14 protein-coding genes are annotated in these 15,237 nt (G+C 63.8%); all 14 read right to left on the bottom strand.

Annotated features, from left to right (window positions below):
• Positions 1-276 carry a peptidylprolyl isomerase gene (locus N5D53_RS08525; protein ID WP_014860332.1) on the bottom strand — a complete coding sequence of 92 codons (276 nt, stop codon included), beginning with the start codon at positions 274-276 and terminating at the stop codon, positions 1-3.
• Positions 277-363: 87 nt separating this feature from the next.
• Positions 364-2,316: an acetoacetate--CoA ligase gene (locus N5D53_RS08520; protein ID WP_190869288.1), complete on the bottom strand. Its 1,953-nt coding sequence runs from the start codon at positions 2,314-2,316 to the stop codon at positions 364-366.
• A 92-nt stretch (positions 2,317-2,408) separates the two neighbouring features.
• Positions 2,409-2,888, bottom strand: a complete 480-nt coding sequence (gene eco, locus N5D53_RS08515) for a serine protease inhibitor ecotin (RefSeq protein ID WP_012052429.1) — start codon at positions 2,886-2,888, stop codon at positions 2,409-2,411.
• Between the two features lie 55 nt (positions 2,889-2,943).
• A complete protein-coding gene (hbdH, locus tag N5D53_RS08510) occupies positions 2,944-3,714 on the bottom strand; it encodes a 3-hydroxybutyrate dehydrogenase (RefSeq protein WP_010953972.1) in 771 nt (256 codons plus the stop codon).
• A gap of 10 nt (positions 3,715-3,724) precedes the next feature.
• Entirely contained in the window at positions 3,725-5,116 is a 1,392-nt protein-coding gene (locus tag N5D53_RS08505) for a GntP family permease (RefSeq protein WP_104961778.1), read from the bottom strand.
• 225 nt (positions 5,117-5,341) lie between these two features.
• On the bottom strand, positions 5,342-6,724 hold the full coding sequence (locus N5D53_RS08500; protein ID WP_104887575.1) for a sigma 54-interacting transcriptional regulator: 1,383 nt from the start codon (positions 6,722-6,724) through the stop codon (positions 5,342-5,344).
• 59 nt (positions 6,725-6,783) lie between these two features.
• Positions 6,784-7,800, bottom strand: coding sequence for an ABC transporter permease (locus tag N5D53_RS08495; protein WP_020190943.1), 1,017 nt, complete (start codon positions 7,798-7,800; stop codon positions 6,784-6,786).
• On the bottom strand, positions 7,800-8,858 hold the full coding sequence (locus N5D53_RS08490; protein WP_104961777.1) for a microcin C ABC transporter permease YejB: 1,059 nt from the start codon (positions 8,856-8,858) through the stop codon (positions 7,800-7,802). Before N5D53_RS08490 ends, N5D53_RS08495 begins: the two co-directional genes overlap by 1 nt.
• On the bottom strand, positions 8,855-10,654 hold the full coding sequence (locus N5D53_RS08485; protein WP_223843518.1) for an extracellular solute-binding protein: 1,800 nt from the start codon (positions 10,652-10,654) through the stop codon (positions 8,855-8,857). The genes N5D53_RS08490 and N5D53_RS08485 overlap by 4 nt, the downstream gene beginning before the upstream one ends.
• A 142-nt stretch (positions 10,655-10,796) precedes the next feature.
• Positions 10,797-11,078, bottom strand: coding sequence for a peptidylprolyl isomerase (locus N5D53_RS08480; protein WP_003248318.1), 282 nt, complete (start codon positions 11,076-11,078; stop codon positions 10,797-10,799).
• 80 nt (positions 11,079-11,158) lie between these two features.
• On the bottom strand, positions 11,159-12,220 hold the full coding sequence (locus tag N5D53_RS08475) for a 3-deoxy-7-phosphoheptulonate synthase (protein WP_104961775.1): 1,062 nt from the start codon (positions 12,218-12,220) through the stop codon (positions 11,159-11,161).
• 554 nt (positions 12,221-12,774) lie between these two features.
• The gene (locus tag N5D53_RS08470) at positions 12,775-13,326 is read right to left on the bottom strand and encodes a YbhB/YbcL family Raf kinase inhibitor-like protein (RefSeq protein ID WP_104961774.1); all 552 of its coding nucleotides are present in this window, start codon (positions 13,324-13,326) and stop codon (positions 12,775-12,777) included.
• Positions 13,327-13,375: 49 nt separating this feature from the next.
• Complete coding sequence (locus tag N5D53_RS08465; RefSeq protein ID WP_014591066.1) at positions 13,376-13,684, bottom strand: hypothetical protein; 309 nt, start codon at positions 13,682-13,684, stop codon at positions 13,376-13,378.
• 81 nt (positions 13,685-13,765) lie between these two features.
• The gene (locus N5D53_RS08460; RefSeq protein ID WP_003248327.1) at positions 13,766-15,064 is read right to left on the bottom strand and encodes an MFS transporter; all 1,299 of its coding nucleotides are present in this window, start codon (positions 15,062-15,064) and stop codon (positions 13,766-13,768) included.
• Positions 15,065-15,237: the final 173 nt, after the last annotated feature.

Below are 15,237 nucleotides of genomic sequence, written 5' to 3'. Positions count from 1 at the left end.
TTAGTCGCGGTAGAACGTTTGCACCAGGTGGTAGCCGAATTTGCTCTTGATCGGCCCGTGTACCACTCGCAGAGGCTTCTTGAAGATCACCTGGTCGATGGCGCCGACCATCTGCCCCGGGCGAATTTCGCCCAGGTCACCACCACGCTTGCCGGATGGGCAAAGAGAGAACTTTTTCGCGAGCACGTCGAAAGCCTCGCCGTTGGCGATGCGCTGCCTGAGCTTTTCGGCTTCGTCAGCGGTCTTGACCAGAATGTGGCGGGCTTGGGCTTTCATGGGCTACCTGTGCATCGGGGAAAAAGGCGGCATTATGCCTGATTGAATCCCGTTGAAGCGATCGCGCCCAAATGGCCGCGATGAATGTCAGCTCTTCAGCTCAGCGCGATCGCGAAACTGCTCCAGCGCCTCCGGGTTGGCCAGGGCATCGGTGTTCTTCACCGGCCGCCCATGCACCACATCGCGAATCGCCAGTTCCACCAGCTTGCCACTGATGGTGCGCGGTATGTCGCTGACCTGGGCGATCACCGCCGGCACATGGCGGGGCGTGGTGTACTGGCGTATCACCTGGCGGATGTGCTGGCGCAAGGCTTCATCCAGCTGCAGGCCGTCTTGCAGGCGCACGAACAGCACCACCCGCACATCCCCGTTCCAGTCCTGGCCGATGGCCACGCTTTCCACAACCTGTTCGACCTTTTCCACCTGGCGGTAGATCTCTGCCGTGCCAATGCGCACACCGCCCGGGTTGAGCACTGCGTCGGAGCGACCGTGGATCACCATGCCCCCGCTGGCACGCTGCTCGGCGTAGTCGCCCTGGGCCCACACCCCCGGAAACTGGCTGAAGTAGGCATCGTGGTAACGGCGACCGTCCGGGTCGTTCCAGAAACCGAGTGGCATCGAGGGGAAGTTGCGCGTGCACACCAGTTCGCCTTTGTCGTCCACCACGGGCTGACCCTGCTCGTTCCACACCTCCACCGCCATACCCAGGCCCTTGCACTGGATTTCGCCGCGACGCACAGGCAGGGTCGGGTTGCCCAGCACGAAGCAGGAGACGATATCCGTACCGCCCGACATGGACACAAGCCACAGGTCGGCCTTGATCTTGTCGTATACATAGTCATAGCTGTGCGGTGACAGCGGCGAACCGGTGGACAGCAGCAGCCGCAGGCTGGTCAGGCAGTGGCTGTTGGCAGGTTCCAGGCCTGCCTGCTCCAGTGCCGCCAGGTACTTGGCGCTGGTGCCGAAGGCGTGGATGCCCTCGGCCTCTATCAGGTCCAGAAGGCGCTCGGGGCCCGGATGGAACGGCGAGCCGTCGTACAGCACCAGCGTGGCACCCACCGCCAGGCCGCTGGCCAGCCAGTTCCACATCATCCAGCCGCAGGTGGTGTAGTAGAACAGCACGTCATCGGCCTTCAGGTCGTTGTGCAGGCCGTGTTCCTTGAGGTGTTGCAACAGCACGCCTCCGGCGCGATGGACAATGCACTTGGGCACCCCGGTGGTGCCACTGGAATAGAGGATGTACAGCGGGTGTTCGAACGGCAGCGGGGTGAAACGGGGCTCGCCGCCGGGCTGGAAGAAGTCATCCCACAGGCTGACGTTGGCTGCCTGGAATTCATCGGCACGCGTGCCTTTGCGGGTATGGGGCACCACGATCAGGTGCTCCAGGCCAGGCAACTGCGCACACACCTGGTTGACCTTGGTCACCTGGTCGATGGCCTTGCCAGCATACTCGTAACCGGCGCAGACGATCAGCAGCTTGGGTTCGATCTGGCCGAAGCGGTCGATGATGCCGTGCACGCCGAACTCGGGCGAGGAGGTAGACCAGACCGCGCCAAGGCTGGTGCAGGCGAGCATGGCCACCAGTGTTTGCCAGGTATTGGGCATGATGGCGGCTACCCGGTCGCCTGGGACGATACCTACCGCCTTGAATGCCGTTTGCAGCCCGGCCACCTGTGCGGCCAGTTCGGCATGGGTGAACACTTCGCGCTGGCCGTCTTCGCGTACGGCGACCACGGCTGGGCGGTCGTCGCGGCGGCGCAGCAGGTGTTCGGCAAAGTTCAGGGTGGCATTGGCGAACCACTGCGCATCGGGCATTTGCGGCCCTTCGCTGAGCACCTGGCTGGGCGGGGTATGCCAATGCACGTGGAAATACTCGGCCAGGGTTTGCCAGAAGGCGGGCCGCTGTTCGATGCTCCAGCCGTGCAGGGCCTGGTAGTCGTTGAGTTGCAGGTTGTAGCGCAGGTTGACCCGGCGGCGGAAGGCATCCATCCGGCTGGCCTCGATCTGCGTTGTGGACGGTCGCCAGAGCACATCGTTCATGCCGAATCTCCTTTACCGGAACAAAAGCAGGCTCAGGGCAGGATCAGCCTCGTGTTGCGAAGAGGCTGACCCTGCAGAGAAAGCGGTCCTGCCTACTCTACTTTAGCCTTCTGCACATCCTGCGATGCCGACCACACGCGGTAGCGCACTTCGACATCCTTGGGCACATACACCACCACCGGCAGCTTGCTGTTGTAGCGCAGCAGGAAGCCATCGCCGACCACCGGCACGAAGGCCTCGGTCTTCTTGCCGTCCGGGCAGGCCATCAGCGTGCTGGCCGGGCCGCTGACGTTGTCCAGGCGGTAGTAATTGTAGCCCCAGCCTTCCAGGGTGCGTGCTTCAAGGTTGCCGCCCAGGCGCTGACGATTGCAGTCGACCTGCAGCGTCTTGCCAGCGAGGATTTCCAGTTTATAGGCCGACTCGTCGGCCTGGGCCGGCAGGTGGATAACCTGCCGGGTGAAGCCTTTTTCCGCCTCGGGGTAGGGCGCGATGTCCTTCAGGCTGGCGGCCATCGCAGGTGCGGCGGCGGCCAGGCTCAGGGCCAGAATCGCGGTCATTGGGGTAGGGCGCATAAGGCCTCCTTGCTGATAAACGAATGCGCGACCGTCGCCAGGCCCAGGCCGCCCGTCACTGGGCCAACCAGCCACCATCGACGTTCCAGGCGGCGCCGCGAACCTGGCTACCGGCCTCGCTGCACAGGAAGAGTACCAGCTCACCAAGGTGTTCGGGGGTGACGAAGGCCAGCGACGGTTGCTTTTCTGCCAGCAGATCGTGCTGCGCTTGCAGCCGATCGCCACCCTTGGCTGCACGATCGTCGATCTGCTTTTGCACCAGCGGTGTCAGCACCCAGCCCGGGCATATGGCATTGCAGGTGACATGACTGGTGGCGGTTTCCAGGCCGACCACCTTGGTCAGGCCGATCACACCATGCTTGGCTGCCACGTAGGCTGCCTTGCCAATCGAGCCGACCAGGCCATGCACCGAAGCGATATTGATGATGCGCCCCCAGTTGCGCGTGCGCATGCCCGGCAGCGCCAGGCGCGTGCCATGGAATACGGCCGACAGGTTCAGGGCGATGATCTTGTCCCAGCTTTCTGGCGGGAACTGCTCAACCGGTGCCACATGCTGGATACCGGCGTTGTTGACCAGGATGTCGACGCCGCCGAACTCGCGTTCGGCCAGGTTGAACAAAGCCTCGATCTGGACCACATCCGACAGGTCGGCCGGGTGGTGCACAACCTTCACCCCGTGCCGGGCAATTTCCGCCATGGCGGGGCCCGGGTCACCAAAGCCGTTGAGCACGATGTTGGCGCCAGCCCGGGCCAATACCTGGGCGATGCCCAGGCCAATGCCGCTGGTGGAACCGGTGACGAGTGCAGTTTTGCCTTCAAGGGTCATGCAATGCTCCTTAGACGATGCCAGTGGCGTAGAACGTGGCGATGACCACGAACACCGCCAGGGTCTTGATCAGGGTAATACCAAAAATGTCCTTGTAGGCCTCGCGGTGGGTGAGGCCGGTCACCGCCAGCAAGGTGATCACCGCGCCGTTGTGCGGCAGGGTGTCCATGCCACCGCTGGCCATGGCGGCTACCCGGTGTAGCACTTCCAGCGGGATATCGGCCGCGTGGGCGGCGGCGATGAACGTGTCGCCCATGGCTGCCAAGGCGATGCTCATGCCGCCCGAAGCGGAGCCAGTGATGCCGGCCAGCAAGGTCACGGTGATGGCTTCGTTCACCAAGGGGTTGGGGATGCTGCGCAGGGCATCGGCCAGCACCAGAAAACCCGGCAGCGAGGCGATTACCGCGCCAAAGCCGTATTCCGAAGCGGTGTTCATGGCTGCCAGCAAGGCACCACCCACCGCGCTTTTGGTGCCTTCGGCCAGGCGTGTACGAATGGCGCCAAAGGCGCATACCAGGACCATCAGGATGCCCACCAGCAACGCGGCCTGCACAGCCCAGATGGCCGTCAGCTTGGTCACGTCGCTTTGTACCGGTGCACTCATGCCTGGCAATTGCAGGCTGTGACTGGGGCCGTACCAATGCGGTATCCAGTGGGTGAACACCAGGTTCATCACCCCCACCAGTAGCAGCGGCGACAGCGCCAGCCAAGGGTTGGGCAGGCTCAGGTCGGCAGCGGTTTCCGGTTCGTTGCGCAAGTCGGTGCCATAACCTTCACCGGCGCGCAGGGCCTTGTTGCGCTGGCGCTGCAGGTAGGCCATGCCGGTAAAGAACACGAACAGCGTGCCGATCAGGCCCAGCCACGGTGCGGCCCAGGCAGTGGTGTTGAAGAAGGTGCTGGGGATGATGTTCTGGATCTGTGGGGTGCCGGGCAGGGCGTCCATGGTGAACGAGAATGCGCCCAGGGCGATGGTGGCCGGGATCAGGCGTTTGGGGATGTTGCTCTGACGGAACATTTCGGCGGCGAACGGGTACACCGCGAACACCACCACGAACAGCGAAACACCGCCGTAAGTGAGCAGGGCACAGACCAGTACGATTACCAGCATCGCCTGGCGGGTGCCGAGCAGGCGGATGGCGGCGGCGACAATCGAGCGGGAGAAACCGGACAGCTCGATCAGCTTGCCGAACACCGCCCCCAGCAGGAATACCGGGAAGTACAGTTTGATGAAACCGACCATTTTTTCCATGAACACCCCCGTGAACGCAGGGGCGACGGCGGCAGGGTCGGTGAGCAGGACAGCGCCGAGGGCGGCGATGGGGGCGAAGAGGATTACGCTGTAACCGCGGTAGGCGGCCAGCATCAGCAAGGCCAAAGCAGCGAGTGCGATGAGCACGGTCATCGGGGTGGGTCTCCTGGGTGAGTCTTGTTTTTATCGTTGAGCAGGAGATAGCGGGAATCGTGCCAACTATGTAACTGGCTGATTTGTAAGGGTTAAAGGGTTTTGTTAGAAGTCTGTGTCTACATTCAGAGACGCCATGGGCTGCCTTACAGCCCATCGCTGGCTTGCCTGTGGTTAAGGGCGGAGCTCTGGCGGTAATCTCAAATCAGAAACAAAAGTCTCCAATCAGAGACCAAGTGCCGCCATCTTCTTGTACAGCGTCGACCGCCCCAGCCCTAAGGCTGCTGCTGCCTCTGGCACGTTTCCCCCCTGTTCGGCCAGCGCCCCGGCAATCAGGCCGCGTTCAAAGGCCTCGCAGGCCTCACGGTAGCTCTGCCGCACGGGCGCTTCAGCCAGCGGGCTCAATGGCCCCAATGCCGCACGCAGGTCCGCAACCCCCAACCGGGGCTGATCCGCCAGCAGGGTCGCGCGCTCCAGCACATTGCGCAGCTCGCGAATGTTCCCCGGCCACGCATGCCTGGCCAGCAGTTGCTGCGCTTCAGCTTCCAACTCGTACTGGCTGCCCAGCTCAGCCAATATGGCCTCGCACAGCGCGGGCAGGTCCTCCAGCCGTTGCCGCAACGGCGGAACATCGATCGGCAGCACATTCAGCCGGTAGTACAGGTCGGCGCGGAAGGCCCCGCGGGCCATGGCAGCCTGCAGGTCGATGGAGGTGGCGGCAATGATGCGCACATCGCTGCGCAGCATCTGGTTCGACCCGACCGGTTCGTATTCCTTTTCCTGCAGCACCCGCAGCAGCTTGCTCTGCAGGGCCAGCGGCATGTCGCCGATCTCGTCGAGGAACAGCGTGCCGCCTTCGGCCAGTTGCAGCTTGCCGCTGCGGCCCTTGCGGTCGGCGCCGGTAAAGGCACCCGGCGCAGTACCGAAGAATTCGGCTTCCAGCAGCGTCTCCGGGATGGCTGCGCTGTTGATGCTGACAAAAGCTTTGTGTGCCCGTGCCGACGCTGCGTGAATGGCGTGGGCCAGCAGCTCCTTGCCGGTGCCGGTTTCGCCCAGCAGCAACACGGGCGAATCACTGCCGGCGCCACGCCGGGCGCGTCGTTTGGCTTCCAGGCTGGGCGCGCTGCTGCCTACGAACTGGGCGAAGCTGTATTTGGCCTGGCGGGCGCGCAGTTGCGAGCGGGTCGAGGCCAGTTCCTGCTGCATGCTGGCGTAGCGCTTGAGCAGCGGCGACAGGCTGCGCAGTTCGTCGAACAGGGCAAAGCCAATGGCGCCGATCAGCGCGCCCTGGTCATCGTGGATGGGCAGGCGCATGACCACCAACGGCTCGTTCGGCGTGTCGAGCATGTCCAGCAGGATGGGCCGGCCATTGCTCACCACGTCGCGCATCAGGCTGCCGGGGATTACCGTTTCGCAGGGCTGGCCGATGGCACTGGCAGCGTCGGCCAGGCCAAAGCGTCGGGCGTAGCGTTCGTTCATCCAGACGATGCGTGCCTGGCGGTCGACGATCACCGTGCCCTCGCTGGACTGTTCGATGATCTCGAACAGCGAGCGGATCGCCAGTTGCCGTACCTGGGGGTAGTCCTTGAGGCTGTCGCTGTCGTGCATGGGTGAACATCCTGAATCATGTATTGGCACAAGCCCGCGAAAAGGCCAGGCCTGAAAACTCATCGTCGGGGGTCAAACGCCTCACGCAAGGCATCCCCGATAAACACCAGCAGTGACAGGATCACCGCCAGCGCAAAGAACGCGGTAAAGCCCAACCACGGTGCCTCCAGGTGCTGCTTGCCCTGGGTCACCAACTCGCCCAGCGAGGCGCTGCCCGCTGGCATGCCAAAGCCCAGAAAGTCCAGCGCGGTCAGTGTGGTGATCGCCCCGGTCAGCATGAACGGCACATAGGTCAGCGTGGCATTCATGGCATTGGGCAAGATATGCCGCAACATCACCTGACTGTCCGGTAACCCCAACGCCCGCGCAGCCTTTACATACTCCAGGTTGCGCCCGCGCAGGAACTCGGCGCGCACGACGTCGACCAGGGTCAGCCAGGAGAACAGCGCCATGATCCCCAGCAACCACCAGAAATCCGGCTCGACGAAACCGCTGAGGATGATCAACAGATACAACACTGGCAACCCCGACCATACCTCCAGCAAGCGCTGGCCGAGCAGGTCGACCCAGCCCCCGTGGTAGCCTTGCAGGGCGCCCGCCGCCACGCCAATGAGCACACTGACCACGGTCAGGGCAAAGGCGAACAGCAGCGATACCCGCGTGCCATAAAGCACCCGCGCCAGCACGTCCCGGCCTTGGTCGTCGGTGCCTAGCCAGTTGCTGGCACTGGGCGGGCTGGGGGTGGGCACCTGCAGGTCGTAATTAGGTGTGTCGGCACTGAACGGGATAGGTGCGAACAGCATCCAGCCACCCTGTTCAGCGATCAGTTGGCGCACATAGGCGCTGCGGTAGTCGGGCTGAAACGGCAGTTGCCCGCCGAACTGCTGCTCGGTATAGCGTTTGAGCGCCGGAACGTACAAATTGCCCTTGTAGCCCAGCAGCAGTGGCTTGTCGTTGGCCACCAGTTCGGCGCAAAGGCTGAGCAGCAGAAGGCCGGCAAACAACCACAGCGACACCCAGCCCAGGCGGTGGCGGCGAAAACGTTGCAGGCGACGGCGCGACAGGGGCGATAGCATCAGTGCGCCCTCGTATCGAAGTCGATGCGCGGGTCGAGCAGGGTGTAACACAGGTCCCCGATCAGGCGAATCAGCAGGCCCGCCAGGGTGAAGATGAACAGCGTGCCGAACACCACCGGGTAGTCCCGCGACACGGCGGCCTCATAGCTCATGCGGCCCAGGCCATCGAGCGAGAAGATCACCTCGATCAGCAACGAGCCGGCAAAGAACACGGTGATCAGCGCCTGTGGCAGCCCGGCCACCACCAGCAGCATGGCGTTGCGCAACACATGGCCATACAGCACGCGGCGTTCGCTGAGGCCCTTGGCCCGGGCAGTGACCACGTATTGGCGGGAAACCTCGTCGAGGAAGGCATTCTTGGTCAGCAACGTGAGGGTGGCGAACCCACCGATCACCAGGGCCGCGACCGGCAGCACCAGGTGCCAGAAGTAGTCGGCGACCTTGCCCAGCAGGCTGAGCTCGTCGAAATTGTCCGAGACCAGGCCGCGCACCGGGAACCAGTTGAGCGAAGTGCCGCCGGCAAACAGGACGATCAGCAGCAGGGCGAACAGGAACGAAGGCAGGGCGTAACCGATCACGATCAACGCGCTGCTCCAGGCATCGAAGCGGCTGCCGTGGCGCATCGCCTTGCGGATGCCCAGCGGGATAGACACCAGGTAGGTGATCAGCGTGGCCCAGAAGCCCAGCGACAGGGTGACCGGCAACTTGTCGAGAATCAGGTCGGTGACTTTGGCGCCGCGGAAGAAGCTGTTGCCAAAGTCCAGCCGGGCATATTGGCCGAGCATCAACCAAAGCCGCTCGGGGGCGGATTTGTCGAAGCCATACTGGCGCTTGATCTCTTCGATCAGTTTTGGGTCCAGGCCGCGTGTGGCCCGGGATTCGCCATGGACCACTTCAGCTCGCGCGCCGGGTGCGCCGCCACCGATGCCCTGCAGGCGCGCCACGGCTTGTTCCACCGGGCCACCCGGCGCGGCCTGGACGATGGCGAAATTGACCAGCAGGATTGCCAGCAGCGTCGGGATGATCAGCAACAGACGGCGCAGGATATAAGCGGTCATGGCGAGGCCTTCCGGCGTTCGGCCATCTGCGCGTTGGTCAGCGGGGTAGGGCTTACCTCCCACCAGGTGTCCAGGCCCTCGTCATAGGTAGCCTGGACCTTGGGCAGGCCGAAGCGGTTCCACCAGACGGTGGAGCTGCCCGGCGGGTAATAGTTGGGGATCCAGTAGTAATTCCATTGCAGCACGCGGTCCAGGGCATGGGCGTGACGCAGCATGTCGGCCTGGGTGTCGGCGCGGACCAGGCCGTCGATCAGGTGGTCTACGGCCGGGTCCTGCAGGACCATCAGGTTGTTCGAGCCAGGGTCGTGAGCGGCCGCCGAACCAAAGTAGTTGTACAACTCGGCGCCTGGCGACAAGGTGACCGGGTAGCCGGTGACGATCATGTCGTAATCGCGCGCCATCAGCCGGTTGACGTACTGGGCCGAGTCGACGTTGCGGATGTTCAGGGTCACGCCGATCTGGGCCAGGTTGCGCTTCCAAGGCAGCAGCAGGCGTTCAAGGCCCGCCTGGCCATTGAGGAACGTGAACGCCAGCGGCGTGCCCTGGTTATTGACCAGACGGTCGCCTTCGGGGTGCCAGCCGGCTTGTTCGAGCAGGGCCAGGGCCTGCAACTGCTGTTGACGGATGATCCCCGAGCCATCGGTGACCGGGGCAGTGAACACCGTGGTGAACACTTCATCTGGCACTTGGCCGCGCAAGGGGGCGAGCAGCTTCAACTCGCCCGCATCCGGCAACTGGCGAGCGGCCAACGGCGTATTGGAGAACACGCTTTGCTGGCGGATGTACAGGTTGCGCATCATCTGCCGGTTGCTCCACTCGAAGTCCCATAACATACCCAGCGCCTGCCGCACACGGCGGTCCTTGAACTGCGGCTGGTCGAGGTTGAACACGAAACCCTGGGCCACCTGCGGTTTGGCCGGGCCCAGGTGGGCGCGCTGCAGGCGGCCGTCGTCCAGTTGCGCACCGTTGTAGCCCAAGGTGTAGGCCGTGGCGGAGAACTCGCGGTTGTAGTCGTAGCCACCGCCTTTGAGTACCTGGCGCGCCACTTCGGTGTCGCCGAAGTACTCGATGCGCAGCTTGTCGAAATTGTAGCGGCCACGGCTGGCGGGCAGGTCACGTGCCCACCATGCCGGGTCGCGTTCGAAGGTGATGCTGCGGCCGTTGTCGATGCGCCCAATGCGGTATGGCCCGCTGCCGACTGGCTTGTCGAAGCCGGCACCGTTGGCAAAGTCGCGCTGCTGCAGGTCGTGCTCGGGCATTACCGGCAGGCTGGCGAGGTCCAGCGCCAGGGTGCGGCCGTGCTCGGGCTTCAAGTCGAATCGCACGCTGTGCAGGCTTTCCACGGTCACGCCGGCCACGTCGGCAAACTGGGTACGGTACTTGAGGCTGCCCTTGCTCATCAGCAGTTCGAAGGTGAAACGAACGTCTTCGGCGCGCACCGGCTTGCCATCGGCGAAGGTGGCGCGTGGGTCGAGGTCGAAACGTAGCCACTCATCATTGGGGCCGCGCTCCATGCGCCGGGCGATCAGGCCGTAAACGGTATAGGGTTCATCGTACGAGCGTACCGCCAGTGGCGCGTACAGCAGGCCATCGACTTCGCTGACACCGATGCCTTTGTCGATATAGGGGAGGATGTGGTCGAACTGGCCGATCTCGATGGCCGAGCGGCGCAAGATGCCGCCCTTGGGGGCGGAGGGGTTTACATAGTCGAAATGCCGGAAGCTGGCGGCGTAGCGGGGGGCTTCACCGTAGACCGTGAGGGCGTGGGTGGGAGCGGCCTGGACCGTAAAGCCCATGCACGAAAATACAAGCCCCCACCATACTTGTGGGAGCGGGTTTACCCGCGAATGCGTCGGAGCAGGCAACGAGGTTGTCTGGTCTGGCCTCTTCGCGGGCAAACCCGCTCCCACAGGGGGGCTGATCACCGGGAGGGGTGAATCAGTCCTGGCGGCTGGTCACTTCCAGCAGGTGGTAGCCGAACTGGGTCTTCACCGGGCCTTGCACAGTGTTGACTGGGGCGCTGAAGACCACGGTGTCGAATTCCTTGACCATCTGGCCTGGGCCGAACGAGCCCAGGTCACCGCCCTGACGGCTGGACGGGCAGGTGGAGTTGGCTTTGGCGATTTCAGCGAAGTCGGCGCCTGCTTCGATCTGGGCTTTGAGTTCGTTGCACTTGTCTTCGCTGCTGACCAGAATGTGGCGGGCGGTTGCACGGGCCATGGGTACTGCTCCTTGGGGGTAAAAAGGCAAGCCTAGCGCACTTGTCCGGGGTATGTCTCGCCAGGCTTACAACCTTCGGCCTACAGTTTTTGTGCCGCCTCACGCAACAGGGTTTCGGTGGAGGCCCAGCCCAGGCAGCCGTCGGTAATCGACACACCGTATTTCAGTGTGCCCTTGCCCAGCGCCTGGCAGCCATCGAACAAGTGCCCTTCGATCATGACGCCGACCAGCGAACGGTCGCCGGCCAGGCGCTGTTCCAGCACATCATTGAAGACCGCTGGCTGGCGCGCCGGGTCCTTGCCGCTGTTGGCGTGGCTGCAATCGACCATGATCCGTGCCTGCAGGCCGGCCTTGGCCAACGCCTGACGGGCCATGGCGATGCTGTTGGCATCGTGGTTCGGGCCTTTGTGGCCGCCGCGCAGCACAAGGTGTGTGTCCGGGTTGCCCAAGGTCTCGATGATCGCCGGATGGCCCTGTGCATCCATACCGAAGTGGCGGTGCGGGTGGGCAGCGCTGCGCATGGCGTCGCTGGCGATGGCGATGCCGCCGTCCGTACCGTTCTTGAAGCCGACCGGCAGCTCCAGGCCACTGACCATTTCGCGGTGGATTTGCGATTCGGTGGTGCGTGCGCCGATCGCCGCCCAGGCCAACAGGTCGTCGAAGTAGCCGGCGGCCATCGGTTGCAGCAACTCGGTGGCGATCGGCAGGCCGCGTTCGATCATGCTCAGCATCAGCCCGCGAGACAAGGCGATACCCGAGTGCATGTCGTCACTGCCATCGAGGTGCGGGTCGTAGGCAAGGCCTTTCCAGCCCACTGTAGTACGTGGTTTTTCGACGTAGGCGCGCATCACCAGCAGCAGCTTGTCGTTGACTTCGCGGCCAAGGGCGGCCAGGCGGTCGGCGTATTCAAGGGCCGAGCGTGGGTCATGAATCGAGCAGGGGCCGACGATGACCAGCAGGCGCGGGTCGCGGCCTTCGAGGATGTTGCGGATGGCCAGGCGATGGGCTTGGACTTGCTGGGCCAGTTCGCTGGGCAGTGGCATCTGCTGCTTGAGCAGGTGCGGGCTGGGCAGGCGTTTGCTGACAGTGGTGTTGGCCGCTTGCGGCTGGGTCAGGGGCAGGGCGAGGCTGGAAGCGTGCATGGCGTTTTTCCCTGGGCGGACAGCGGGTTCAAGCCCGCATGGTCGGCCCTATCGAGGTGTTCGACAGATCGTTGAATTCGTATTGGCTGCTGCATTGCCACCTGTAGAAGACCGATCGGAGGCGGCAGGCTGGCCCGAACGGGATTGGCTAAATCGCCAGGCGCAGGTGTTTGCGTAGTAATAAGTGGCGTAGTTCATGAATCTGTCCTCAAAGTGAATCGGTGTTGGTCAAAGGCCTGAAAAACAAAACCCCCGGTCGGGAAGCCGACCGGGGGTTTGAGTATTCTCATGTTCGGCGGCCCCTCGAAGGTGGACGCCGGGTGGGTATCGGCGCCTAGTGGCTAAACCAATACCCAAAGTAATAGCTGGCAGGTGCCACGCAACCGGCAACGGCCAGCACAGGGCGCAGGCTGCGACCGGTGTGGTTGGCGTGGTTGCGGGTGTGTTTCGGCATGTTGCTCTCCAGTGAATGAGCCCGAGCTTACTTCAGTTCGTGCGGGCCATTCAATGGATAAATGCTATGGGGCCGATCATTTATTTTTGTACTGACTGGTTCAATGGCCGTAGCGTCCGACCAGGCTCTGCGCCCCCAGGGCGTGGCCTTGCAGCAGTTGCAGCAGGCCGCTGCGGTCCAGCCCCTCGGGCAAGGTACCCAAGGGCAGGTCGGTGGCAATCAGGGTCAGGGCGTAATGATGGGGGTTGTCGCCGGCGGGTGGACAGGGGCCGCGGTAGCTCTGGGTGCCACGGGAGTTGCGGCCCACTGTCACGTAGGGCCCGCTCAACCCCGCCATGCCTTCCTTGAGCCCATCGTGTTCGGGATCGATGTTGTAGGCCACCCAGTGCACCACACCCACGCCCTTGCCACCGTCCGGGTCGAACATGATCAGGGCCAGCGACCGCGTACCTGCGGGCAGGTTGTCCCAGCTCAGTTGCGGGGTCCGCTCTTCACCGGCCCCGCATGCCGGGTCCTGGCCGACCTGTTGCAGGGCAATGACGCCGCCATCGGTGAAAGACGAGGAACTGACCGACATCGCGCCTTGGCCGCCTGCGGCGGCTAACGCTGTGCAGGGCAGCAAAGCAGCGAACAGCCAGTGTCTGAGGTGCATGGTCAATCCTTGGCAGGGCGTCAAGGGCTTAGTCTAGTTCAGGTCTGCTTCAGCGGCTGTCCTGGTCCTCGGCAGTACCTCCGCTGGCCCCGGCACCAGAGCCAGTGGCTTCGCCGGTACTGTTGGAGCCGCCAGTGGCACCGTCGGCGGCATCGGCGTTGCTGCCTGTGTCACTGCTGTCGTTACCTTTGCTGCTACCGGGGCTGTTGACGCTGCTGCCTTCACCGGCGGTCTTGCCGCCGGACTGGTCAGTTTGCGGATGGCTGTCGGTATGGGTGTCGGTGGCGGCGAAGGCAGCGCCGGTCAGGCTGGTCAGGGCCAGCGCCAGGCACAGGGACAGCGGGCGAATGCGGATCATGGGACTTCTCCTTTGTGCAAGATCTGTCATTCGTTTGGCTGGCAGCGGCTGGCGAGGTGCCTTCTGGGCGACGAGTGGCAATCAACAAGATTCCGAGCGCTGAGCGGGTGCCGGGGTTTCGACCGGCTCCAGCGGCGGATGCTCCTGCGCCGCATGCATCAGGTCTTCGGTCACCCGCAACTCGGCACCGGTTGGCGAGAAGGTGGTCGAAGCGGTGAACGGCGCCGGGTGCTCTGCCGCCGGGCGCTTGCCGCGGCGCCACATGAAGAAGCACACCATGGCCAGGTTGACCACGGCAAACGCCCAGAACAGCCCAGCCTCGCCAAACTCGGTCATCATCGGCGAAATGGCCACCGGTGCCATGGCCGAGCCCAGCGAGTTGATCAGCAGCAGGCCCTGGATCATCGGTACCAGCGCATCGGACGGCGCGCGGTCGGCCGCATGGCTGACCGCCACCGGGTACAGGGTGAACACGCCACCACCCAGCAGGAACAGCATGGCCGGCAGCAGGAACGAGTCCGATGGCAGGAACACCGTTACAAGCGACAGGACAACGCACAACGCGGCCAGCGCGAGCAGCACATCGAGGCGGTCCTTGCGGTCGGACCAGCGCCCGACCGGGTATTGCAGCAGCATCGCGCCAAGGATCACCCAGGCCATCATGTTGCCGACCTCACCCACCTCCAGGCCGATGCGCTGCAAGTACAGTGGCAGTAGCGCATAGATGCCGGCAATCGCTACACCCGAGCCAAAGCAGCCGACCAGGCCCGACGGTGCCACGCCCAGCAACTGGCGGGGCTTGAGGGGTTCGACCTGGTCCAGCAGCGGCGACACCCGCGGCAGGATCACGATCGGCAACACCGACAGTGCGGCCAGCACGCCGGCCAGCATGAACGGGGCGGTATCGCCTAGCTGGGTGATTTCGCCAAGACCGGCCTGGGCGATCACCCCGGCGCCGTAGAAGGCGATCATGTACAGCGCCAGCAGGCGGCCGCGGATTTTCGCGTCGCCGGCCAGCAGCAGCCAGCTTTCGATCACCAGGAACACGCCCACCGCGGCCCAGCCGTTGATCAGGCGTAGCACCGACCACCAGGTGACCTCGTAGAACAACCCTTGCAGCAGGATGGTCACGGCGATCAGCGAGGCGAAGCTGGTATAGGCGCGAATGTGGCCGATGCGCAGGATCAGCCGGTCGTTGAAGATGGCGCCGAGGGTCAGGCCGATGAAGTAAGTCGACGAGACGATACCAATGGTAGTTGCAGACTCACCGGCGGCGCCCAGGCGCAGGGTGGTCAGGGAAGACATGAAGCCGTTGCCCAGGGCAATGATGAACAGCCCGAGCAGGGGCGCCAGCGCCATGGCCAGCAAACGCGGAGACATACGTACCTCTAGTTGGATGAGCGGAATGAGCACCTTCTCGGCGCGCACACCGGCTCGACCCGGCAAGGGGCGAGTGGCGACACGGATGCGACCTGGGCAAGACTCAACCGCTGGGCGCTATGGGAGATGGGCCGGGCGGGGAGGGTTGAGCCTACTTCACATGTGCGTTCATG

This window comes from Pseudomonas sp. GD03862, from assembly GCF_029840855.1.
Classification (GTDB): domain Bacteria; phylum Pseudomonadota; class Gammaproteobacteria; order Pseudomonadales; family Pseudomonadaceae; genus Aquipseudomonas; species Aquipseudomonas alloputida.
Note: the sequence above shows the minus strand (reverse complement) of the source record. Positions and strands in the feature narration are given on the sequence as shown.